This window comes from Neobacillus drentensis, assembly GCF_036965245.1.
In the GTDB taxonomy this organism is placed as follows: domain Bacteria; phylum Bacillota; class Bacilli; order Bacillales; family Cytobacillaceae; genus Neobacillus; species Neobacillus drentensis_G.
Genome location: NZ_JBALPG010000044.1, coordinates 69,582 through 92,926, shown reverse-complemented (window position 1 = coordinate 92,926; position 23,345 = coordinate 69,582). Strand labels below are relative to the sequence as shown.

29 protein-coding genes are annotated in these 23,345 nt (G+C 38.4%); 28 read left to right on the top strand and 1 reads right to left on the bottom strand.

Annotated elements, in window-relative coordinates:
* Positions 1-13 precede the first annotated feature (13 nt).
* From V7150_RS11375 to V7150_RS11335, 9 genes are read left to right on the top strand one after another with little or no spacing between them, the layout of a single operon-like run.
* A complete protein-coding gene (locus V7150_RS11375) occupies positions 14-1,996 on the top strand; it encodes a heme lyase CcmF/NrfE family subunit (protein ID WP_335517775.1) in 1,983 nt (660 codons plus the stop codon).
* Positions 1,997-1,998: 2 nt separating this feature from the next.
* Entirely contained in the window at positions 1,999-2,502 is a 504-nt protein-coding gene (locus V7150_RS11370; protein ID WP_335517772.1) for a cytochrome c-type biogenesis protein, read from the top strand.
* Between the two features lie 12 nt (positions 2,503-2,514).
* Positions 2,515-2,889, top strand: coding sequence for a hypothetical protein (locus V7150_RS11365; RefSeq protein WP_335517769.1), 375 nt, complete (start codon positions 2,515-2,517; stop codon positions 2,887-2,889).
* Entirely contained in the window at positions 2,886-3,881 is a 996-nt protein-coding gene (locus V7150_RS11360) for a hypothetical protein (protein ID WP_335517765.1), read from the top strand. Before V7150_RS11365 ends, V7150_RS11360 begins: the two co-directional genes overlap by 4 nt.
* A gap of 23 nt (positions 3,882-3,904) precedes the next feature.
* A complete protein-coding gene (gene ccmA, locus V7150_RS11355) occupies positions 3,905-4,609 on the top strand; it encodes a heme ABC exporter ATP-binding protein CcmA (protein ID WP_335517762.1) in 705 nt (234 codons plus the stop codon).
* Positions 4,606-5,286 carry a heme exporter protein CcmB gene (locus tag V7150_RS11350; RefSeq protein ID WP_335517759.1) on the top strand — a complete coding sequence of 227 codons (681 nt, stop codon included), beginning with the start codon at positions 4,606-4,608 and terminating at the stop codon, positions 5,284-5,286. Before ccmA ends, V7150_RS11350 begins: the two co-directional genes overlap by 4 nt.
* Positions 5,287-5,289: 3 nt before the next feature.
* Complete coding sequence (locus tag V7150_RS11345; protein WP_335517756.1) at positions 5,290-6,051, top strand: cytochrome c biogenesis protein; 762 nt, start codon at positions 5,290-5,292, stop codon at positions 6,049-6,051.
* A gap of 13 nt (positions 6,052-6,064) precedes the next feature.
* Positions 6,065-6,196, top strand: a complete 132-nt coding sequence (locus V7150_RS11340; protein WP_335517753.1) for a CcmD family protein — start codon at positions 6,065-6,067, stop codon at positions 6,194-6,196.
* 31 nt (positions 6,197-6,227) lie between these two features.
* Positions 6,228-6,737: a TlpA family protein disulfide reductase gene (locus tag V7150_RS11335; RefSeq protein WP_335517750.1), complete on the top strand. Its 510-nt coding sequence runs from the start codon at positions 6,228-6,230 to the stop codon at positions 6,735-6,737.
* 120 nt (positions 6,738-6,857) lie between these two features.
* On the opposite strand, the gene V7150_RS11330 is transcribed toward V7150_RS11335, so the two are convergent.
* Positions 6,858-7,529, bottom strand: a complete 672-nt coding sequence (locus tag V7150_RS11330) for an SIMPL domain-containing protein (RefSeq protein WP_335517746.1) — start codon at positions 7,527-7,529, stop codon at positions 6,858-6,860.
* Positions 7,530-7,744: 215 nt separating this feature from the next.
* On the opposite strand from V7150_RS11330, the gene spoIIIAA reads away from it, so the two are divergent.
* From spoIIIAA to ahrC, 19 genes are all read left to right on the top strand, one after another.
* Positions 7,745-8,668 carry a stage III sporulation protein AA gene (spoIIIAA, locus tag V7150_RS11325; protein ID WP_335517743.1) on the top strand — a complete coding sequence of 308 codons (924 nt, stop codon included), beginning with the start codon at positions 7,745-7,747 and terminating at the stop codon, positions 8,666-8,668.
* Positions 8,669-9,184: a stage III sporulation protein SpoIIIAB gene (gene spoIIIAB, locus V7150_RS11320; protein ID WP_335517739.1), complete on the top strand. Its 516-nt coding sequence runs from the start codon at positions 8,669-8,671 to the stop codon at positions 9,182-9,184.
* Positions 9,185-9,195: 11 nt separating this feature from the next.
* A complete protein-coding gene (gene spoIIIAC, locus V7150_RS11315; RefSeq protein WP_007084610.1) occupies positions 9,196-9,399 on the top strand; it encodes a stage III sporulation protein AC in 204 nt (67 codons plus the stop codon).
* Between the two features lie 16 nt (positions 9,400-9,415).
* Positions 9,416-9,805 carry a stage III sporulation protein AD gene (spoIIIAD, locus tag V7150_RS11310; RefSeq protein WP_283923444.1) on the top strand — a complete coding sequence of 130 codons (390 nt, stop codon included), beginning with the start codon at positions 9,416-9,418 and terminating at the stop codon, positions 9,803-9,805.
* Between the two features lie 278 nt (positions 9,806-10,083).
* Positions 10,084-11,283: a stage III sporulation protein AE gene (spoIIIAE, locus tag V7150_RS11305; protein WP_335517737.1), complete on the top strand. Its 1,200-nt coding sequence runs from the start codon at positions 10,084-10,086 to the stop codon at positions 11,281-11,283.
* 13 nt (positions 11,284-11,296) lie between these two features.
* Positions 11,297-11,926: a stage III sporulation protein AF gene (spoIIIAF, locus tag V7150_RS11300; protein ID WP_335517734.1), complete on the top strand. Its 630-nt coding sequence runs from the start codon at positions 11,297-11,299 to the stop codon at positions 11,924-11,926.
* Positions 11,919-12,569 carry a stage III sporulation protein AG gene (gene spoIIIAG / locus V7150_RS11295; RefSeq protein ID WP_335517731.1) on the top strand — a complete coding sequence of 217 codons (651 nt, stop codon included), beginning with the start codon at positions 11,919-11,921 and terminating at the stop codon, positions 12,567-12,569. The genes spoIIIAF and spoIIIAG overlap by 8 nt, the downstream gene beginning before the upstream one ends.
* Before the next feature lie 16 nt (positions 12,570-12,585).
* Complete coding sequence (locus V7150_RS11290) at positions 12,586-13,137, top strand: SpoIIIAH-like family protein (RefSeq protein ID WP_335517728.1); 552 nt, start codon at positions 12,586-12,588, stop codon at positions 13,135-13,137.
* Between the two features lie 314 nt (positions 13,138-13,451).
* Positions 13,452-13,967 (top strand): acetyl-CoA carboxylase biotin carboxyl carrier protein, encoded by a 516-nt coding sequence (gene accB / locus V7150_RS11285; protein WP_335517725.1) that lies wholly within the window; start codon positions 13,452-13,454, stop codon positions 13,965-13,967.
* A gap of 14 nt (positions 13,968-13,981) precedes the next feature.
* Positions 13,982-15,337, top strand: coding sequence for an acetyl-CoA carboxylase biotin carboxylase subunit (gene accC / locus V7150_RS11280; protein WP_335517722.1), 1,356 nt, complete (start codon positions 13,982-13,984; stop codon positions 15,335-15,337).
* An 18-nt stretch (positions 15,338-15,355) separates the two neighbouring features.
* Positions 15,356-15,763, top strand: coding sequence for an Asp23/Gls24 family envelope stress response protein (locus V7150_RS11275; protein WP_335517718.1), 408 nt, complete (start codon positions 15,356-15,358; stop codon positions 15,761-15,763).
* Positions 15,764-15,964: 201 nt separating this feature from the next.
* Positions 15,965-16,363, top strand: a complete 399-nt coding sequence (nusB, locus tag V7150_RS11270; protein ID WP_335517715.1) for a transcription antitermination factor NusB — start codon at positions 15,965-15,967, stop codon at positions 16,361-16,363.
* Positions 16,364-16,399: 36 nt separating this feature from the next.
* Complete coding sequence (gene folD, locus V7150_RS11265; RefSeq protein ID WP_335517712.1) at positions 16,400-17,257, top strand: bifunctional methylenetetrahydrofolate dehydrogenase/methenyltetrahydrofolate cyclohydrolase FolD; 858 nt, start codon at positions 16,400-16,402, stop codon at positions 17,255-17,257.
* 90 nt (positions 17,258-17,347) lie between these two features.
* Entirely contained in the window at positions 17,348-18,706 is a 1,359-nt protein-coding gene (gene xseA, locus V7150_RS11260; RefSeq protein WP_335517709.1) for an exodeoxyribonuclease VII large subunit, read from the top strand.
* Complete coding sequence (locus V7150_RS11255) at positions 18,696-18,929, top strand: exodeoxyribonuclease VII small subunit (RefSeq protein ID WP_335517706.1); 234 nt, start codon at positions 18,696-18,698, stop codon at positions 18,927-18,929. Before xseA ends, V7150_RS11255 begins: the two co-directional genes overlap by 11 nt.
* A gap of 3 nt (positions 18,930-18,932) precedes the next feature.
* Positions 18,933-19,826 (top strand): polyprenyl synthetase family protein, encoded by an 894-nt coding sequence (locus V7150_RS11250; RefSeq protein WP_335517703.1) that lies wholly within the window; start codon positions 18,933-18,935, stop codon positions 19,824-19,826.
* A 187-nt stretch (positions 19,827-20,013) separates the two neighbouring features.
* Positions 20,014-21,909 (top strand): 1-deoxy-D-xylulose-5-phosphate synthase, encoded by a 1,896-nt coding sequence (gene dxs / locus V7150_RS11245; protein WP_335517700.1) that lies wholly within the window; start codon positions 20,014-20,016, stop codon positions 21,907-21,909.
* A gap of 3 nt (positions 21,910-21,912) precedes the next feature.
* Positions 21,913-22,743 (top strand): TlyA family RNA methyltransferase, encoded by an 831-nt coding sequence (locus V7150_RS11240; protein WP_335517696.1) that lies wholly within the window; start codon positions 21,913-21,915, stop codon positions 22,741-22,743.
* A gap of 151 nt (positions 22,744-22,894) precedes the next feature.
* A complete protein-coding gene (ahrC, locus tag V7150_RS11235; protein WP_335517693.1) occupies positions 22,895-23,344 on the top strand; it encodes a transcriptional regulator AhrC/ArgR in 450 nt (149 codons plus the stop codon).
* Position 23,345 lies beyond the last annotated feature (1 nt).

Below are 23,345 nucleotides of genomic sequence, written 5' to 3'. Positions count from 1 at the left end.
AGAAGGTGACGAAATGTTTTTATTTGCCAACGCAACAATTTATATCGGATTAGCTATTGCTATCTATTCGCTCCTCATTATCACTTTGGGGATCAGTACAAAAAATCAAAAGCTCGTTAATAGTGGAAAAGGTGGAATGATTGCATTATTTGTATGTGCATCACTTACTATGCTTTCCTTGTTCTACCTTTTAGCAACATCTCAATTTCAATACGAATACGTTCACGATTATACGAGCAGTGAACTTCCAGTCATTTATAAACTTACCGCCTTGTGGGCTGGTAATGCTGGTTCCTTGTTACTGTGGACATTCTTCTTAACGCTATACATGATTATGATTGCTTTTTCAAGAAAGTTGAAAGGAAATCCAATGGTTCCATACATTTCAGCCATCCTTTTGGCCAACGCGGTTTTCTTCTTCTTTATTCTTGGATTTGTCGCAAAGCCATTCATGTTATTAGATACTGTCCCAATTGAAGGAAAAGGGTTAAACCCAATGCTTCAGAATCCTGGAATGATCATACATCCAGTTACACTTTACCTTGGTTATGTTGGTCTTGCAGTTCCATTTGCCTTTGCCATGGCAGCATTGATTTTGAAAAATGTCGATGATTTCTGGATTAAAATGACGAGACGATGGACGATTATTGCCTGGTTATTTTTAAGTTTGGGAAATATTTTTGGTGGTCAATGGGCATATGTGGAACTTGGATGGGGCGGTTACTGGGCATGGGATCCTGTAGAAAACGCTTCCTTTATGCCGTGGTTAACAGCCACTGCCTTCCTGCATTCCGTCATGATCCAAGAGCGAAAAAATATGCTGAAAGTTTGGAATATCAGCTTAATCATTGTTTCATATGCACTAACGCTTTTCGGAACGTTCCTTGTACGAAGTGGAGTACTGACATCTGTTCATGCATTCTCAAATTCAAATTTAGGTTTATACTTCTTAATCTTCATGGGCGTTGCTGTCATTCTATCATTATATGTATTAATGAGCCGCTACAATCTGCTTAAACGCAGTGCTGGAGAATTTAATTCCTTTGTTTCCAAAGAAAGCAGTTTCTTGGTTAACAATCTATTATTAGTTGGAGCAGCATTTGCCGTTTTCTGGGGTACTATTTTCCCGCTCGTATCTGAAGCTGTTCGCGGTACGAAAGTAACAGTTGGGCTGCCATTCTTTAATAAGGTTGAAGCACCAATTCTATTATCGATGATGTTTGTCATGGCAGTCTGTCCACTCTTGGCCTGGCAGAAGTCAACAGTAAAAAATCTTAAGAAAAACTTTATGATTCCAGCTATCCTTGCTGTTATTGGCATGGTACTAATGGTTGTGCTAGGGATTCAAAAAGCATGGGCAGTCATTGGCTATGGGGTTATTATTCTATTATTAATCACCCATTACTTAGAGTTCTATAGAGGGGTAAAAGCAAGAAGAAAAATGACAAAAGAAACACCACTTGTTGCCTTGTACCGCTTAATGATCCGTAATCGCCGCCGCTATGGAGGATATATCGTTCACCTTGGCATCGCATTCATTACAATGGGGATTATCGGCTCACAAAACTATGATTTAGAGACGATGAAAACAGTTTCTTTAGGACAATCGATTGAACTTAAAGATTACCGACTCAATTATGAACGGCTTGACCAAAAAAGAGAGGGAATTAACGATATTGTCTATGCCGATATTACCGTTTTTAGAAATGGTAAAAAACTCGGTACCTACCAACCGGAAAAAGTATTTTATGGTAACTGGGATCAGCCTTCTTCTGAAGTAGCCATTATTTCTTCACTGAAGGAGGACTTATATATCGTTTTAAGTGCTTGGGAAGACGATGGAAAGGCAACGTTTGTTGTGAAAATTAATCCAATGATGAACTGGTTATGGTTTGGTTCCTTCATGATTGTAATAGGTGCTTTGTTCGCCGTTTGGAACGGAAAATATGGTAATGTCACTCCGAGATACACTGGAATACGCAAAGAGGTGTCCTAAAAATGAGAAATAAAATTTGTCTAGGTTTCCTCATCATTGCGTTTATCTTTCAGGGCACGTTCTTCCGAGTGGAGGCAAAACAGATTGACTATAAATCTGCAGAGTTTAAAGCGGTTGCCCAGCAATTTGCATGTACTTGCGGCTGCGGACAGGATCATTATGAATGTGATCCCAATACGTGCAATCTTACAACTGAGTTTAAAAAAGATTTAGTTGAAATGATGAACAAAGGCTGGGATAAGGATAAAATCCGTGAATACTACGTCAATATTTACGGTGAAGAAATATTAACTTCTCCTGAGAAAAGCGGTTTTAGCCTAACAGCTTGGGTTCTCCCATTTGTTGTACTAGGAGCAGCAGGAATAGCTGTGTTCATCATTATCCGTAAATGGGTGAAGAAAAAAGGACCGGAAGAAATAGTCAATGAATTCGAGAACACTGAGAATGAAGTAGAAGATGAAATCCTCTCTTCCATGATCGATGAAGAACGCAAAAAGTATCTTTAGGATGTGAACAAAATGCACGATATCTCAATCATTTCGATGATTTTCACTGCTTCATTGGCGCTAGTTTGTCTATTTCTAATAATATCGCCGTTATTTAAGTGGGATTCTTATTTACATGTAAGTACAAACGGGCAGGATTTGGCAACAACGAAAGAAGCACTTTTGACAACTCTTAACGAGATAGAGTTTGAGTACAAAATGGATAAAATCTCACATGCTGATTATAAAAACTTAAAGAAACAATACGAAACAGAAGTGGCCAATATTATGAAGGAAGAAGAACAAATGGTGGAAGCAAGTGTTGATGAGGATTTAATGGCAGAAGTGGAAAAAGAAATTGAAGCGCAAATGAAAATCTATAAGAATAAAAAGGGGGAAGGAAAGTGATCAAGAAAATCACAGTCTTCTTCCTTGGACTGATGTTGTTAATCCCATTCCATGGATTAGCAGCATCAGAATCAAAGATTACGGTTGATATGTATTACATCGTTGTCAGCCCTGCTGAAGATGGATCAACAAATTTAATGAATATGGTGAACTATACTAATACCACTGCTGAGGATTTTAATGGTGATGGAAGAAGTGAGGCAGTTTTAACCGTAACACTTCCTGAGGGAGCAAAGGACCTAAATTTTTTAGATAATAAAATTGCATTTAAACAAGTAGATAATGGCTTTATTACTACCACTGCAATCCCGGCAAATCAAACATTGGTGCTGCCATATAGTTATAGAATGCCTAAAGGTAAAGATATTAATCTAACGGTTGATTTTCCAGCCCAAATGATTCAAATTCTCGTTCCTGAAGGCAGGGGCAGTATCGAAGTGAAAGGTGCTGAAGCGACTAGCCAAGGGCTTTTCAAATTTGATGACCAAAATTATTACGGATACAGTATTGAAAATATTAAGGAAAATCAACCATTTACGCTTGTTTATAACAAAGACAAACAGCCTGCAGCGGATGAGACAAATGCTGCTGCGACAAAGAATGAAAGTGGAAAAAATAGTTCTGTTACCCATAACTCACCTGCTTTCCATAATCCAGGACACTTAAGAATGTGGGCACAATCACCATTACATCGCTTTAACCCGCACGTCTTATTAATTATTATCGGTGCTATTTTGATAGCGGGAATTTCCTATTATGCCTATTTTAGAAGGAAAGCAAGCTTAGAAGAGGAAAGACTAGGAGCAGATAAGGAAGAGAAAGCCTTTAAGCTCTTAATGGCGAAGCAAAAAGCGATTATGGATAAGATTATTGAATTGGAAGAAACCTTTGGGGATGGAAAGCTCTCGGAGGATGAATATCAGGCAAAACTTGCTGCATATAAACAGCATTTAGTCCAGGTTAAATTAAATTTACGTAATTTTGTTGAGTAACAGCTTGTGGGGAGGGACGGCAGATGATAGAAATAAAAAAGCTGACAAAGCAAGCTGATAACAAGCTGATCTTGCGTAGTGTAGACCTCTCTATAAAAAAAGGAGAAACGGTAGCTATCCTCGGACCAAATGGTGCAGGTAAAAGTACGCTTTTAAAAGTGCTGGCAACCTTAATTAAACCCACATCAGGGCATGTGTTGGTTAATGGTCTGGATTTGAAAAAGAACCAAATTGAAATAAAAAAATTATTAGGTTATTTACCCCATTCCAGCTTGCTTTACGATCATTACTCTCCGTTAGAAAATCTCGTATTCTTTGGGAATATATACGGGGTTAAAGATGTCGAACAAAAAGCAATTAAGCTTGTAAAAGAAGTAGGTTTGTCCTTCTTTTTGAATGAACCAGTCAAGAATTTTTCACGCGGTATGATCCAGAGGATTGCCATCGCACGGGCAATTGTTCATGATCCCGAGGTTCTCCTTTTAGACGAACCGCACACAGGATTAGATCAAGGAGCTATTTCAATTTTAAATAATGTAATTGTGTCGATGAAAGAAAAAGGTGCGACAACATTGATGGTTACCCATGACTTCAAACAAGCAGCAGAAATCTGTGACCGAGTCATAATTGTGAAGAATGGAAAGATTGTTGATGACTTTAAGATTGAAAATCGAAACTTAGGGTTTGTGTCTGAAAAATACGAGCTTCAAGTGGAGGGTGTATCATGAACCTTTTCCGAACGGCCCTCTTTTTAGCTAAAAAGGATTTATATTCAGAGCTAAAAACAAAACAAATTCTAACAACGCAAATCATTTTCGCCGGTCTTGTTATTGTTGTTTTCAGTTTTGCGTTTGACCCTGCCAATAACACAACAAAAGCAGTTATTCCTGGTGTCATTTGGGTCATTATCGTGTTTGCCGGTATTTTAGGACTTAATCGATCGTTTATTTCGGAGCAGCGAAATGATACGATGCAAGGTTTATTGGTAGCGCCTATGGAGGCTGCAAGCATTTATTTAGGAAAGTTCCTCGCGAATTTCGCGATGATGCTTGTAGTGGAAATAGTCTCTATCCCGTTTTTATTCCTACTTTTTGATTTTAAATTTCTTGGTAGTTTTCCATATTTTATTTTAGTTATTTTCTTAGGAAGCTTTGGATTTATTGCTATTGGAACATTCTTAGCTGCCCTTGCTGCTAATTCTAAAAGCAGTGAAATGCTGCTGCCGCTTTTACTTTTTCCGATTACAACACCTATCTTAATCGGAGTTGTTCAGGCAACGAAAATTATTTTAACGAATGTGGAAAAACTTTCAAGCGCAATTGCCTGGATCCAATTGGTCACGGCGTATGATGTTATTTTCTTTGTTGTTTGCTTCTTATTAATTGATTATGTGCTGGAGGTTTAAGTGATGAGTATGAATCTCGAACGAGAGAAAGCGGTGCTTCCCGGATCTCAAATAACTGATACAAAGAGCCTAAATTTATCAAAATTGCTGTTTAGTGCTACTGTCATTTCCATGTTATTGTCCCTATATTTTATCTTTATCTTTGCTGAAGAAGAAACAACCATGCATGCAGCACAAAAAATCTTTTACTTTCATGTGAGCTCTGCATGGCTTGCCTTTATGGCGTTCTTTGTTACATTTGTCTTTAGTATTTTGTTCTTAATCAAGCGGAAAAGAATTTTTGATACTTATGCATATGTTTCGGCTGAAATCGGTGTTGTATTTACCATCATTGTGTTAACAACCGGTCCAATTTGGGCAAAATCGGCTTGGAATACATGGTGGGTATGGGAACCACGTCTAATCACGACTTTAATTCTATTTTTTATCTATATTGCCTACATTATGATTCGTCAAATGGACGGAGTTTGGGATAAAAAGGCTCGGCTTGCAGCTGTCTTTGGCATCATCGGGTTTGCCGACGTTCCAATAGTATTTTTCGCCATTCGTTGGTGGCAAACAAAGTTCCATCCAATTGTTTTTGGTGAGGGACCTTCCCAAAAAGGTGGCGGTATTGAGGATACGATGTTAGTAGCATTGCTCATCACGATTACCGCTTTTACCATTCTATATTCCTATCTTCTTCAAAAGGGAGTTTCTTTTGAAAATATGAGAATCAAAGTAGAAAGATATAAAGAAAAATTAAGAGAAGAATTAGAAAAATAGGAGGAATCTAACCATGAATTATGAATATATGTTAGGTGCTTATTCCGTTGCTTGGGTTGTTATTTTTGCTTATATGTTTATTATCGGTAAAAGACATGAAAAGCTTAAAAAGGAAATTGAATTTTTAAAACAGCTCGATAAATAGACTGTAAGTCTAGGTGTCAGGAGGAAATACGATGAACAAGCGAGTCATCAAATTACTCGTATTGATTCTAATTATTGGTATGTTTGGTTTTTTTGGATATAGCTTGGTTACAAAGGGAAAAAACACGGATGTTGGCGATCAAGCTTATAATTTCGAGCTGCCAAATTATGAAGGAAGTACCACCAAGCTATCTGATTATAAAGGGAAAGTGGTAATATTAAATTATTTTGCCAGCTGGTGTGCACCTTGTAAAGAAGAGTTTCCTGAATTAGCAGCATTTCAAAAGGATTATGGAAATAAATATCCCCTTCTAATGATCAACCGTGGAGAAACAATTGATCGGGTAAAAAAAATTACCGACAATAATAAAGAAGGAATGATTTATTTATTTGATTACAATGCCAAAGTTGCAAAACGGTTTAACGTAACAGGCCAGCCTGAAACCTTTGTCATCGATAAGAAGGGAATAATAAGGGAGCACTATAACGGTCCAGTTACTGAAATGCAGCTGTATAATTGGGCAAAGAAATATGATAACTAATCATTAATCTAAACAGAGCAGGCACGTGAATAATTTCATGTGCCTGCTCTTTTATTAATATTATCACAATTAATACATTGGACTTGGAGAATTGTCCAGCTCCAATGTACGCGCTTTTTTTTAATATACTGTTCGATAATGAAATTCTGCAGAAATATTGGCAGTTACTTTTATTTGTCCCGGTTCAAGTTGCGTTGAACTGACTCCTTTCACAAATGTTTCCGATGGATGGTAAAAGGGCTGAACCGTATTTCCGCCTTCCACAACTAAACTTGGAGTGGGTATTAATGTTACATTTAACGTTTTCGCTATTGTTTTGGCTTTTTCAATTGCATTGTTTAGAGCAATGACCAAGGCTTGCTGATAAAAAATCTCTTTATTCTTAGCTGTAAATTGAATATTGGAGACATAGTTAACCCCGTTTTGAACGGCAGTATCCACTACTTTCCCTACCAATGATAAATCTTCTATTTTCACTTGCAATAGATGAGTTACTTTATAGCCGCGAAATATTTGTTTCCCTTGCTCGTAATCATAATCTGATTCAATACGATAGTTGAATGTTTGAATTTGATTTTGCGGAATTCCTAGTCCGAGCAGAGCGTTAATTACTTTTGTCACATCAACAGAGTTCTGCTCCTGAGCAGTTAACAATTCCTTCTTTTCAGTGATGACCCCTAAGTTTACTGAGGCCGAATCAGGCTGAATTGCAAGTTCACCTTCGCCTCTTACTTTTATTAAATTTCCTTTATGATGTGATCCATTTCGATTGGGCGGTAAGTTATTATACAAATTTATTTCTCCTCCTTCATTTGTTTTTCTCCTTTAAAATACTGATGCCCTTCAGGAAATGTTCCTATTTTAATATCTATTCTTTTATCTTTAGCATGTTGTTCTATCAATCTTATCAAAAAAATAGAAATGAATTAACAGATTAGAAAGTCATAATGTGTCCCAGCAGGCATACATTTTAATTAGTACAAGAATTCTACAAGGAGGAAGCATACGTGGAAACGATCCTTAGCTTTTTACCAAAAAATATTGCCGACCTAATCAGTAAAATCCCTCCTAACCAAAAAGAAGAATTAGAGGAAATCCGTATTCGTATTAACCGTCCTATTGAAATGACACTAAAGGGAGCACCACGGTTTTTATCGTATATCATTCAGCCTGAAGATGCTTTTCATCTTATGAATAAAATAAGCCATTTCTCTATTTATACGCTTGAAGAAGAACTTAAACGCGGATATATAACTGTTTCTGGAGGACATCGGATAGGGCTTGCTGGAAAAGTCATTCTTGAGGAGGGAAAGGTTAAGGCGATTAGGGATATCTCCTCTTTTAACATACGAATTGCCAGGGAAAAGGTAGGAATAGCAGAACCTATTATTCCTTTTATTTTTAAAGGTAATTGGATGCATACAATGATTATTGGACCGCCGCAAACGGGAAAAACGACGCTGTTGCGTGATATCGCCAGAATCATTTCTTCAGGGAACAGGGAAAAAGGTTATGAGGCTAGTAAAGTGGGGATTGTTGATGAACGGAGTGAAATTGCGGGATGTGTTAATGGGGTTCCGCAATTGACGTTTGGTCACCGCCTGGATGTCTTAGATGCTTGTCCAAAGGCAGAAGGAATGATGATGCTGATTCGCTCGATGAGTCCCGATGTCTTGATTGTTGATGAAATAGGACGCAAGGAAGATGCGGAGGCCATTCAAGAGGCTGTACATGCGGGTATTAAACTTGTTATGACCACACACGGGACAAGCTTGGAAGAAATACGAAACAGGCCATCTCTAAGAAATATTTTAGACCAAAGAATTTTTGAACGGTTTGTCATCCTTAGCAGGGTATCCGGACCGGGAACCATAACACATATTTTTAATGCAAATGGGCAAGAAATGAATCAAAAAGTGAGAGTGACATAAATGATTAAGTTAATTGGTGCCATCATCATTATAGTTGCGACCACTTGGACAGGATTTGAGGCTTCGCGGAATTTTAGTGAACGCCCTAAGCAGCTAAGGGCGTTAAGATCGGCATTGCAATCACTTGAGGCTGAAATCATGTATAGCCATACACCATTGCATGAAGCAGCTAGAAGATTAGCAGGCCAGCTTTCCAAGCCGCTCTCTACATTTTTTGATTCCTTTGCAAAAAAACTAACAGACACTGAAACAACGGTAAAGGAAGCATGGGAGACTAGTTTAAAAGAGGTATGGAAATCAACGGCGTTAAAACAGGGAGAATTTGAAATTATGAAGCAATTTGGGGAAACCCTTGGCCGCCATGATCGCTTTTCCCAGCAAAAACATATTATGCTAACTCTTTCCCATCTTGAAAGAGAAGAAGCGGACGCCATCGACCGGCAGGCAAAATATGAAAAAATGGTAAAGAGTCTAGGATTCTTATCAGGATTATTACTGATTATTTTATTATTTTAGGGGGAAAAGCAATGGGTTTAGAAGTAGATATTATTTTTAAAATCGCCGGTGTCGGAATTGTTGTGGCCTTTTTGCATACCGTACTTGACCAGGTTGGCAAAAAGGAATATGCACAGTGGGTCACCCTGTTCGGGTTTATCTATATTTTATTTCAGGTCGCCTCGATAGTGGATGATCTTTTCCAGAAAATAAAATCAGTATTCTTGTTTCAATAGAAAGGGGGGCTTTGCGATTGAAATCATAAAAATTGTTGGAGTCGCTCTCATCGCAACCTTTCTTGCTTTAATCATTAAAGAGCAAAAACCTAATTTTGCCTTCCTTTTAGTCGTTTTTGTCGGCTGTGCTATTTTTCTTTTTTTAGTAGATAAGATTTTTGAAATTATTCATATGCTTGAAAAGCTGGCAGTGAACGCAAAGGTAAATATGGTTTATGTTGAAACGATCCTTAAAATCATTGGAATTGCCTATATTGCCGAATTTGCCACCCAAATCACCAAGGATGCAGGCCAGGGAGCAATTGCCTCTAAAATTGAATTAGCAGGAAAAATCATTATTCTCGCCATGGCGATACCAATATTAACTGTTTTGATTGAGACCATTATCAAACTAATTCCGAGCTAAGATTATTGTCTAGCTCCAGCGCCAAGGGGCTCGGGGTCATAAGCCAATCCGTCAAGAAGGCTAAAAAGCTGCCTTCTCGCCGGCTCGTCTTATGCCTGTCGCCCCTGTTCAAGGCGCTTACGCTTTTCTTATTGTCTAGCTCCAGCGCCAAGGGGCTCGGGGTCATAAGCCCTTGTTCGAGGCGCTTCCACTTTTCGATTTTCCTTTATCTCATACGGAGTGCTCCAGTCCATAAGTCGCTAAGCGGGCGCTTACGCTTTTCTAAAGAGGTGTAAAAATTGAAGCAGAGGCTGCAGATTATTCCTATTATCATTCTTCTTTTCTATTTTGTGTTCATTCCAAATGTACAAGCTGCCGAAGAATATAAAGACACCTCTAATCCTCTTTCTCCACAGGAATTGGTAGATGAACAGCTTAAAACTTTGGACTTAACCGAACTAAAACAATTTTGGGAGGATATTACCAATAAATATGGTGGTTTCCTTCCGGAAAGCCAAAAAGGCAGCTTGTATGATTTCGTAAAAGGCGATAAAAAATTCTCATTTAAACAATGGGGGCTGGCAGCATTAAAGTTTGTCTTTCATGAGTTTGTTGCGAATGGAAAATTACTTGGATCATTAGTTATGTTAACAATTTTTAGCATGTTTCTTCAATCCATGCAAAACGCCTTCGAGAAGAGCGCTATTAGTAAGGTTGCCTATTCCATTGTGTATATGGTTCTGGTCATCCTAGCTCTTAATAGTTTTCATATCTCGATCAGGTATACAAATGAAGCAATTGGGACGATGACTTCCTTTGTCCTTGCACTTGTTCCTCTCCTGCTTGCACTAATAGCCGCTTCTGGAGGGCTTGTATCTGCGGCATTCTTTCATCCAGTCATTTTATTTTTAATGAATATAAGTGGAATGTTTATGCAATATGTGATCCTGCCGATCCTCTTTTTAGCCACCTTGCTCAGTATTGTCAGCACGATGTCTGAACAATATAAAGTGTCACAATTAGCTGCTCTTTTAAGAAACTGGAGCATCGGGTTAATGGGGCTTTTCTTAACGATTTTTCTTGGGGTTATTTCTGTACAGGGGGCATCAGCAGCTGTAACAGATGGTGTAGCCATAAGAACTGCAAAATTCGTAACCGGAAACTTCATTCCTGTCATTGGGAGAATGTTTACCGATGCCACTGATACAGTCGTAAGTGCATCGGTGCTTTTAAAAAATACAGTTGGTATTGCAGGTGTTGCCATCCTGCTCATTATTGTCGCCTTTCCAGCTATTAAAATATTAATGATTGCTTTTATTTATAAATTTGCCGCAGCCCTCCTTCAGCCTCTAGGCGGAGGTCCGGTGATTAAATGTCTTGATATTATCAGTAAAAGCGTCATTTACGTCTTTGCTGCCCTGGGGATTGTGTCACTGATGTTCTTTTTAAGTATTACAGTCATTGTGGCGGCTGGAAATTTAACGATGATGATGAGATAGGGGGGAAATTAGAATGGAGTTTTTGAGAGAGTGGGTAACGAATATTATTCTTTTTATCCTGTTAGCTACTGTCATAGATATGCTGCTGCCAAATTCTAGCATGCAAAAATATTCCAAGATGGTTACAGGTCTGCTCTTAATTGCGATTATTCTTGCCCCTATCTTTAAATTGATCTCCAAGGACTTTGAATCAGCACTTGGTTCTATTCCTTCATTTCAGGCTCCGGGAGAAAAAAATATGAAAAATTTAATAGATTTAAAGAAAAAAGAAATACAAGCCTCACAACATGCATATATTTTAGAAGAATTGGCTGTCCAGCTAAAAAAAGGCGTTAAGGAGGAGTTGATGGAACAATACGGATTGGAGATTGAAAAAATTGATCTAGCCATAAATGAAAAAAGCGACCAAACATTCCCTGAAAACCTCCAAAAGGTTATGGTTCACCTAAAACAGCCAGAACATGGCGTGAAGACAGTCGAAGCAATTAAGCAAATCGAAATAAACACAGAAAAACCTCTTCCAACCAAAGGATCAACAGAAGAAACAGAAAAAATCGCCGCATTTCTTTCACAGAAATGGAACGTAACAGAGGAAGCAGTGGAAGTTTTGATTGAAGGGGGGATTAAAAAGAAGAATGGATAACAACAAAGGACCATTATCGTGGCTCAAAAATATATTCAAACAGGATGATAAGGGCGATAAGAAACTCGGTAAGTACCAATATATGCTCCTTGTCCTATGTATTGGTGCCGCGTTTATGCTTGCAGGGAATATTTTATTTAAAAAGGACACAAATCCTGCTTCGGTACCCACGGCAACGAATGAAAAAGCAGGTTCTGAAGATGTTCCGGCATTCGGCATTAAAAAGAGTTCCGGCAATAAGGCGATCGCTGAATATGAGGAAAAATATGAAAATCAGATGAAGAAAGCCTTACAGGAAATGCTGGGGGATGAGGATGTTACCGTTTTGGTGACAATAGATTCAACTGATAAAAAAGTACTTGAGAAAAATAGGGTGACCAAATCACAAACAACAGATGAAACGGATCGTGAAGGCGGGCAGCGTAAGGTTGTAGATTCTTCAACAGATGAACAACTGGTCATTATCCGTGAAGGAGAAAAAGAGGTTCCAATTATTGTAGAAACCAAAAAGCCTGAGATTCGCGGTGTACTGGTGGTTGCAAAGGGAGCAGATAATATCGAGGTAAAAAAATGGATTAGGGAAGCAGTCACTCGGGCTTTAGGAGTGCCAAGCCATCGAGTTGCTGTCATGCCTAAAAAATAAAAGGGGGATTTCCTATATGCTTTTGAAAAAACAAACTGTTTGGTTATTAACAATGTTGAGTTTAGTAGTGGTGTTATCGGTTTATTACATTACGTCTCCTGAGCAAAAGAACAAAGACATTGCTGCTGTACAACAAAAGCCTAAAGATCAAAATCAAGGTAAAACAAAAACAGAAACCAAAGACGGAAAAACAGTTGTAACTTCTGTAGCAGGTGATGCCGCATTTGAAGAACTCCGAATGAAGCTCGAGGACCAGCGCAGCAAGCAGCAACAAGATTTTACAGACGAGATAGCCTCCACTGATCTTTCACCAGATGAAAAAAGCAAAGTGAAAGACCAAATGGATAAATTGAATAAAACAGCCCGAAGTGAAGAATTGCTTGAATCTTTTATTAAAACAATGGGTTTTGATGATGTCCTTGTTAGAGCCGACGGAGCGAAAGTAATTGTAACGGTTAAATCCAAGAAAAAGCCTTCCGCCTCAGAGGCCAACAAGATTATGCTAGAAGTGAAAAAAGAAATTGACGAAACCAATTATGTAACAGTTGAATACCAGCCGTCAAAATAACTAAGAAACCCGGAAGCCCCTAGGCGCTGAAGCTAGACAATTCTCAAAGTCCCATGAATTAATTCATTAAAAGGAAAGTCTAAGGCTTTCCTTTTTTCCATTGATTAATAATATAATTCATAGGGAAAAATAATCATTTGAGGTGATTAGAACATTCAAAATTCCTTTTTAATAATAAAAAGATTATGATGATAGAAGGGGAAAATAGTGAAATGTTCTTACACTTTGGATTTAAAATATTGAACTATTACTAAATATTATCGTATAGTATTAGTAGTAAGTCCTAATTAATGTTGTACAAGGAGTGTAACTCAATGTTAAAAGTACAAGAAATTCGCGAATTAATTAAATTAGTTGGCCAGTCTAGTATTGATGAATTTGAATATGAATATGACGGTTCAAAAATTAAAATGAAGAAAAATACCTCAACCACAATTGTCTCACAAGTGAGTCCGGCAGTACCTGTAGCTGAAATAGCACCGGTTGTCCAACCAGCGCCTGTCGCTACTGCAGCAACTTCTGCCCCAGTTCAAGAAGTTATACTGGAGACTCCTAAGGAAGAATCGGCAAAGCCGGCAGATACTGCAAATTTACACAAAATAACCTCGCCTATGGTAGGAACTTTCTATTCCTCGCCAACCCCAGAAGCAGACGTATATGTAAAAGCGGGATCAAAGGTCTCAAAGGATTCCATCGTTTGTATTGTAGAAGCGATGAAACTATTCAATGAGATTGAAGCAGAGGTAAACGGTGAAATTGTTGAAGTACTTGTTAAAAATGGCCAATTAGTAGAATACGGACAGCCTTTATTTTTAGTAAAGCCTGAGTAAGGAGCGGTAACAGGATGATAAAAAAACTGTTAATTGCAAACAGAGGAGAAATTGCGGTGAGGATTATTCGTGCCTGTCGAGAAATGGGCATCGAATCCGTAGCTGTTTACTCCGAAGCAGATCGTGAGGCATTGCATGTCCAATTGGCAGATGAAGCTTATTGTATTGGACCCACACCATCAAAAGACAGTTATTTAAACGTAACAAATATTATTAGTGTCGCAAAGCTGACTGCCTGTGATGCCATTCATCCGGGCTATGGTTTCCTGGCTGAAAATGCAGATTTCGCAGAACTTTGCCGCGAATGTAATATTACATTTATCGGCCCAAGTCCTGAGGCCATCACAAAAATGGGTACTAAGGATATCGCCAGAGAAACAATGCGTGAAGCCGGCGTTCCAATCGTACCTGGTTCAACTGGAATCATTAATGATATCGATGAAGCTCTTGAACTTGTTAAGAAGATTGAATACCCGGTAATAATAAAAGCGACTGCAGGCGGCGGCGGTAAAGGTATCCGCGTAGCTAAGAATGAACAGGAATTAATTAAAGGCATCAATATTACCCAACAAGAAGCCTTGACGGCATTTGGAAACCCAGGCGTATACATAGAAAAATATATTGAGGATTTCCGCCATGTCGAAATTCAGGTCCTGGGTGATACTTACGGTAACACCATTCATTTAGGAGAAAGAGATTGCTCCATCCAACGCAGGCTGCAAAAGCTTCTTGAAGAAACGCCTTCACCTGCATTAGACGGAGAAATTCGCTCTGAAATGGGTGAAGCAGCAGTAAAAGCTGCAAAAGCAGTTGATTATTCTGGTGCTGGCACGGTAGAATTTATATATGACTACCGCAATCGTAAATATTATTTTATGGAAATGAACACAAGGATTCAGGTGGAGCATCCCGTAACAGAAATGGTCACTGGAATAGACTTGATAAAAGAACAGATTCGAGTGGCAAGCGGCGAAAAACTAACGATTAATCAGCAGGATGTCACTTTTACAGGATGGGCAATCGAATGCCGGATAAATGCAGAAAATCCGGAGAAGAAATTTCTCCCTTCTGCTGGGAAAATTAATATGTATTTACCGCCTGGTGGATTAGGTGTTCGTATTGATTCAGCAGCTTATCCAGGATACACGATTCCGCCTTACTACGATTCTATGATTGCGAAAGTTATCACATATGGCAGCACCAGGGATGAAGCAATATCAAGAATGAAACGTGCCCTAAGTGAGTTTGTTGTTGAAGGCATCCATACCACGATACCGTTTCATTTAAAATTGCTCGAACATGAAAAATTTGTAGAAGGCAGCTTTAATACAAAATTTCTGGAATTACATGATGTGATGAGGTCTATCTAATATCTGGAGGTGTACTAAATGAGCGAATTTAGTGTCTTGGAAATGGATCAAGGAAATAATGGACATGGGAAAATTGAAATTGCCCCTGAGGTAATTGAAGTTATTGCAGGGATTGCTGCTTCCGAGGTTGAAGGTGTAGCAGGAATGCGCGGTAATTTTGCTACAGGTGTTGTAGAACGCTTAGGGAAAAAAAACCACGGTAAAGGCGTAAAAGTGGAACTAACTGAATCAGGAATAAAAGTTGATGTGTATTGTTTAATGAAGTTTGGCATTTCTATTCCGAATGTTGCAGGCAAAATACAAGATAATATTCGTCAAGCACTGCTAAATATGACGGCATTAGATGCAGAGGAAGTAAACATTCACGTTGTAGGAATTCAATTTGAAGCGCAAAAAAACGAACTTGAGATTGATTCAGAACTTTAACATGTTGAACCAAGGGAATAATTCCTTTGGTTTTTTTTATTAAATGATTCTAAATAATAAAAAATTTACCTTAGTGTGCGATTCTCTTTTAGTTATGCTATTATCTTTTTATGTACAAGCTAGTTTATTTGCTTTTATAACAATTCATGTATGAAATATCGACAAAAATAATTTAATATAACTAAAGGAGTTAACGGTATAATGAAAAGAAGAACAGCAAGGGAAAAAGCACTACAGGCTCTTTTTCAAATCGATGTAAGTAACACCGAACCATCATTAGCAATTGAACATGTTTTGGAAGGGGTGGCAGGTGATGAGTATCTATCAAAACTGGTTTTAGGGGTTATCGAGCAGAAAGCTGAAATTGATGAATTAATCACTCAAAGCCTTGAAAAATGGTCACTCGATCGATTAGCAACGGTTGATCGAAATTTATTAAGAATTGCTACATATGAATTGAAATATTTCAGAAATGAAGTTCCGGAAAATGTAATTTTAGATGAAGCCATAGAGATAGCTAAAATTTATGGGGATGACCAATCAAGTAAGTTTATAAATGGTGTTCTTTCGAAGGTGAAACAAAAGCTTCTCAACAATTAATTGATTGGGTCTCTTGGGATAAGGGGAGAAATGACAATGACTGCACAAATTATTAATGGAAAAGAAATAGCTGCAAAAAAAAGATTAGAAATTGCTGAAGAGGTTGAAAAACTTAAAAGCCAGGGTGTTACACCTGGATTAGCTGTTATTCTCGTAGGAAATAACCATGCATCTCGGACATATGTAACAAGTAAAGAAAAAGCATGTAAAGAACTTGGTATGTACTCTTTATTAATAGAAATGCAAGAAGAGGTATCCGAGGAAGAACTACTTGCAAAAATAGCAGAATTAAACGCAGACTCTGAGATTCATGGTATTTTGGTCCAGCTCCCACTTCCAAAACATATTGATGAAAAAAAGGTTATTGAATCTATCTCTCCATTAAAGGATGTCGATGGTTTCCATCCGATTAATATTGGCAGGATGATGACTGGGCAAAATGCTTTCTTGCCATGTACACCTTACGGAATTATGGTGTTACTTGAAGAAACAGGTATTTCCATTTCAGGGAAGCATGTTGTTGTGGTTGGAAGAAGCAATATTGTCGGCAAGCCTGTAGGTCAATTATTCCTTAATCAACATGCAACCGTAACCTATTGTCATTCAAAAACGAAAGATTTAAAGTTCCATACAAAACATGCGGATATCCTTGTTGCCGCTGTTGGAGTTCCAAACTTTATTAAGGCTGAACATGTTAAAGATGGCGCAGTCGTAATTGATGTAGGCATTAACCGTAATGAATCTGGAAAGCTTTGTGGTGATGTAGCTTTTGATGAGGTCTCCATGAAAGCAGGATATATCACTCCAGTTCCAAAAGGAGTCGGTCCTATGACCATTACGATGCTTATGTACAATACACTTAAATCCGCAGCTGAAAGTTTAGACATAAATTAAGCAGACTCTTGTCCTTATCTTTTATGGTTGAATTTTCACTTTATAATAGATAAGGACAGTTTTGTTAATTGGTGAAAAGAGGAACTTGTTATGCAGGAGCAAAGATATCTATCTGTAAATGCTTTAACCAAATACATAAAAAGGAAATTTGATGCCGATCCTCATTTGAGCGATGTTCATATAAGAGGGGAAATTTCAAATTTTAAACAGCATTCGAGCGGACATATGTATTTTACATTAAAAGATGAAAAAGCCCGAATTCTTGCCGTAATGTTTTCCAGTCAGTCCCGCTTTATGAAGTTTTCGCCTGAAAACGGTATGAAGGTGATTGCAAAAGGTGATATCACTGTATACGAGCCTAGCGGCCAATACCAAATTTATATAAAAGAAATGCAGCCAGATGGCATCGGTGAATTGTTTCTGGCCTATGAGCAGTTAAAACAAAGGCTTGAGGCAGAAGGATTATTCGCATCTGAAACGAAAAAAGCCATTCCATTGTATCCAAGAACCGTTGGCGTCATTACTTCTCCTACAGGCGCTGCAATAAGGGATGTCATAACAACAATTAAAAGACGTTATCCAATAGCTAATATTCTTGTATTCCCGGCACTTGTACAAGGTGATCAGGCTGCCCCCTCCATTGTAAAGGCAATTGAACAAGCAAATAACATGAAGGAAATTGATGTTTTGATTGTAGGACGTGGTGGCGGGTCGATTGAGGAACTGTGGGCCTTTAATGAGGAACTAACCGCTCGTGCTATTTTTGCATCTAAGATCCCTATTATTTCAGCTGTTGGTCATGAAACAGACTTTACGATTGCCGATTTTGTTGCGGATTTACGTGCTCCTACGCCAACTGGTGCTGCAGAATTAGCTGTTCCACATTTGGAAGAGTTAATGGACAGGATTTTGCAGCGGCAAACACGCTTGCTCCGTGCGATGAATGGAAAATTCAAGTTTGAAAAAGAACGCTTATACCGTGTTCAAAAATCATATGCCTTTCGTTATCCACACCGCCTTTATGAACAAAAACTTGAACAGCTTGACAAATTAACAGAAATGCTTGTTCGCGGAACTTCCAGATTAACTATCTTGAAAAAAGGTCAGCATGAGATTCTGCATAAACGGTTGCAACGGAACCATCCTAACGAAGCAATGAGAGAAGCAAAAACAAGTTTTGATCGTATACAAAAAGCCATGAACCGCTCTATGCTTCAAATACTCTCAAAAAAACAAACTAATTTTGATCGAATTCTTTCAACTTTACAAGCATTGAGTCCATTGAAAATAATGGAGCGCGGTTATAGTTTGGCTTATTCAGAAGAAAACATTCTTGTGAAAAGTGTAGAACAAGTAAAAGTAAATGAGCGTGTGCAGATTCAATTAACGGATGGGAGTCTTTTCTGTAATGTGGAGAATATAAAGGAGAGAGAAAATTGTGACCAATGAAAAAACATTAACCTTTGAAGAGGCAATGACGAAACTGGAACAAATTGTGGATAAGCTTGAAGAAGGTGATGTGCCATTAGAAGAGGCGATTCTTTTCTATAAAGACGGTATGGAACTTTCAAAACTATGTCATGATAAATTGAAAAGTGTGGAAGAACAACTTACGCAAATCATAACGGAGGATGGACGTACGGAAAGTTTTTCTATTGACGAGGAGGAATAAGACTTGGAAACCGGGTTACTAGACGCATTTGCACAAGAATATAAGCAGCTGCTTGATATGGAGCTTCGTGCACTGGTTGAAAAGCTTGATGCTCCTTCTGTTATCAAGGAATCCATGATTTATTCCCTTGAAGCAGGCGGCAAAAGAATCCGTCCCCTATTGCTATTTGCAACCTTGGACGCGTTTGGAATAGACCCTAAAAAAGGAGTGCCAGTTGCGGCTGCGATTGAAATGATTCATACCTACTCCTTAATCCATGATGACTTGCCGAGTATGGACAATGACGATTTAAGGAGAGGAAAACCGACCAATCATAAGGTATTTGGTGATGCAATTGCAATTTTAGCTGGTGATGCCTTATTAACCTATAGTTTCGAAGTAATTAGTAAGCTTGCAAATGAATTTGCCTCGGCCGATACAAAGCTAAAGCTAGTGATTGAAATGGCAAAAGCGGCGGGGACAGAAGGAATGGTAGGCGGTCAAGTTGCGGATATGGAAGGAGAAGGAAAGAAACTCTCTCTTGAGGAACTTGATTATATACATATCCATAAAACGGGTAAGCTGCTCAGGTTTAGTGTGGTAGCGGGTGCTATTATGGCGAAGTCAAGTCAAAGCAAATTTGATCATCTCTCTCTTTTTTCCCATCACCTAGGTCTTGCATTTCAAATACAAGATGATATTCTAGATTTGGTCGGCAATCAGCTAATTATTGGGAAGCCTGTTGGAAGTGATACCGCAAACCTTAAGAGTACTTATCCCCAATTGTTAACTTTGGAAGGTGCAAAAGATGCTTTACGTAATCAAATAAACATGTCAAAGGAATATCTGAAAAAGACAGGCTTAAATACAAATTTGTTAAGAGAAATAACGGATTTAGTTGCTACAAGAGATCACTAATAATGGGTGTTTGAGGCAATCAATTTAGTGTGTTATAATCGTTTTCAATGTAGAGAACGTTGTTAATGCCGTTATCACATTTTGTGTTAGCGGCTATTTTTTCAGAAATAGTGAAATCCTAGCAATAGTAAGAATATATTTAAAAAAAGTTTTAGAAAGAAAATGTATGAAAGTGAGTGGTCCCAAAATGGATTTATTATCAATAAAGGACCCATCCTTTTTAAAAAGGATGTCGAATAAAGAGTTGGAGGCTTTAAGTCAGGATATTCGCCAATTCCTAGTGGAAAAGCTATCTGTCACAGGAGGCCATATTGGACCGAATCTCGGTGTAGTAGAATTAACCATTGCTTTACATAAATGTTTTGACAGCCCAAAGGATAAAATTATTTGGGATGTTGGCCATCAATCCTATGTGCATAAAATTTTAACTGGCAGGGCACGTGATTTTGATACCTTGAGACAGTTTAAAGGACTGTGTGGTTTCCCAAAACGGATTGAAAGTGAGCATGATGTATGGGAAACAGGCCACAGTTCTACGTCACTTTCAGCGGCAATGGGAATGGCAATAGCCAGGGACCTAAAAAAAGAAAAATCCTTTGTCGTACCGGTAATTGGTGATGGTGCTTTAACAGGAGGAATGGCATTAGAAGCATTAAATCATATTGGTCATGAGAAGAAAGATATGATCGTTATATTAAACGATAATGAAATGTCAATTGCTCCTAATGTGGGTGCCCTTCATAATATTCTAGGCCAATTGCGCACTGCAGGAAAATATCAATGGGTTAAAGATGAACTAGAAATATTATTGAAAAAAGTACCTGCTGTCGGAGGTAAATTGGCAGCAACTGCAGAACGGATTAAGGATAGCCTTAAGTATTTAGTGGTTTCGGGTATGTTTTTTGAAGAGCTAGGGTTTACCTACTTAGGCCCGATTGATGGTCATAACTTTGACAATTTATTTGAGAACTTAAGCTTCGCTAAAAAGACGAAAGGCCCTGTTCTCCTTCATGTAATTACAAAGAAGGGAAAAGGGTTTCAACCGGCAGAAAGCGATAAAACAGGTACGTGGCACGGAACAGGTCCATATAAGATGGATACTGGTGTTTTTGTTAAACCAGCTAAAAAGCAGCCGCCTGCATGGAGCAGTTTAGTAAGTGAAACAGTCCGAAAGATAGCACGCAGCGACGAACGAATTGTGGCGATTACTCCAGCGATGCCGGTTGGTTCAAAGCTCGAAGGGTTTGCAAGCGAGTTCCCTGACCGAATGTATGATGTTGGGATCGCCGAACAACATGCAGCAACAGTCGCGGCAGGATTAGCAACGCAAAACATGAAGCCATTTTTAGCGATTTACTCTACATTTTTACAAAGAGCCTATGACCAGGTTGTCCATGATATTTGCCGCCAAAATTTAAATGTTTTTATTGGAATTGACCGTGCGGGTTTGGTTGGTGCTGATGGTGAAACACACCAAGGTGTATTCGATATTGCCTTTTTAAGGCATGTACCCAATATCGTCCTTATGATGCCAAAAGACGAAAATGAAGGACAGCATATGGTGTATACTGCCATGAAATATAATGATGGCCCAATTGCGATGAGATTCCCGCGCGGCAATGGAGTTGGTGTCCCAATGGACGAGGAATTCCGAAAGATACCTATTGGTACCTGGGAGGTTTTAAAAGACGGCGATGATGCGGCTATTTTAACCTTTGGTACAACGATTCCTATGGCCATGGAAGCAGCTTTGGCTCTTGAAAAGCAAGGGATTTCTATAAGGGTTGTAAATGCACGGTTTATAAAGCCGCTAGATGAAAAAATGTTGACCAGCCTATTAGAAAAAAATATCCCGCTTCTCACAATTGAGGAGGCCGTTTTACAAGGAGGTTTTGGAAGTGCCGTCCTTGAATACGCCCAGTCCCAAGGATTTTATCACACACAAATAGACCGAATCGGAATCCCAGACCAATTTATTGAACATGGTGATGTAGACTCCCTTCTTGCAGAGATTGGCTTAACGACGGAAGAAGTAATCAAAAGGATTTCCATTCTGGCAAGGAAAAAACAGCAAAGGGCTTAAAAAATGAAAAATAAAGAAAGATTAGACGTGTTACTCGTGGAAAGAGGTTTAATTGAGACGAGGGAAAAGGCAAAAAGAGCTATTATGGCAGGGCAAGTATATTCAAATGAAGAGCGGTTAGATAAACCTGGTGAAAAGGTAAAGGTTGATATTCCGCTAAATATAAAGGGGAATACGCTCCCTTATGTCAGCCGTGGAGGATTAAAGCTTGAAAAGGCACTAAAGGTTTTTGCAGTAAATGTCGAAGGAAAAGTTTTATTAGACATTGGTGCTTCAACTGGAGGGTTTACCGATTGTGCACTGCAAAATGGAGCGAAAATGTCATATGCCTTAGATGTAGGATACAATCAGCTTGCTTGGAAGCTAAGACAGGATGAACGCGTAGTGGTGATGGAAAGAACAAATTTCCGCTACGTAACACCTGCAGACTTAGGCGGGGAAATGCCGAACTTTGCGACGATTGATGTATCATTTATCTCCTTAACCTTAATATTGCCTGTGTTAAAAACACTTCTAATACCTGGAAGTGATATTATTGCCCTTGTAAAGCCGCAATTCGAGGCAGGACGTGAACAGGTGGGTAAAAAAGGGATCGTTCGGGATGAAAAGGTACATTTACAAGTAATAGAAAAAATAATTAATTTTTCTATTGAACAAGGATTCACTGTGACAAACTTGTCTTATTCACCTATTACCGGCGGTGATGGAAATATTGAGTTTTTACTTCATCTTAAATGGGAAGGTGACCGGGAAGCAGGGGTTTTTCAATTACCAGTCAGTCCATCTGATGTTGTAAATGAATCACATAAAGAATTTCATACGAAACAAAACTAAAAAGGATAGGCAATGCCTATCCTTTTATTGCATGTTCATGTATTTTTATTAAGAATAAATGTACAAGTTTGGAAATATCGGCTAACATATGGGTAGATACAACATTATAGTACAAAATACTCTAATGTTCCTATAACTATGAGGTGAAAAAATGAATAAAGGTCAACGCCATATAAAAATTAGAGAAATTATTGTCAGCAATGATATTGAAACACAGGACGAGTTAGTAGATGAGCTTAAAAATGCAGGCTATAATATAACGCAGGCCACAGTGTCACGAGATATTAAAGAACTGCATCTTGTTAAAGTTCCTTTAATTGATGGCCGTTATAAGTACAGCTTGCCTGCAGACCAAAGATTTAATCCATTACAAAAATTAAAAAGATCATTAATCGATGCCTTTGTTAGAATTGATTCAGCTGGTCATTTGCTCGTTTTGAAATGCCTGCCTGGTAATGCAATGGCAATTGGTGCATTAATCGACAACCTTGATTGGGAAGAAATATTAGGAACGATCTGTGGTGATGATACGATGTTAATTATTTGCCGAACACCGGAAGATACAGAAGTCATCACAAATCGATTCCTTGACATGCTTTAAT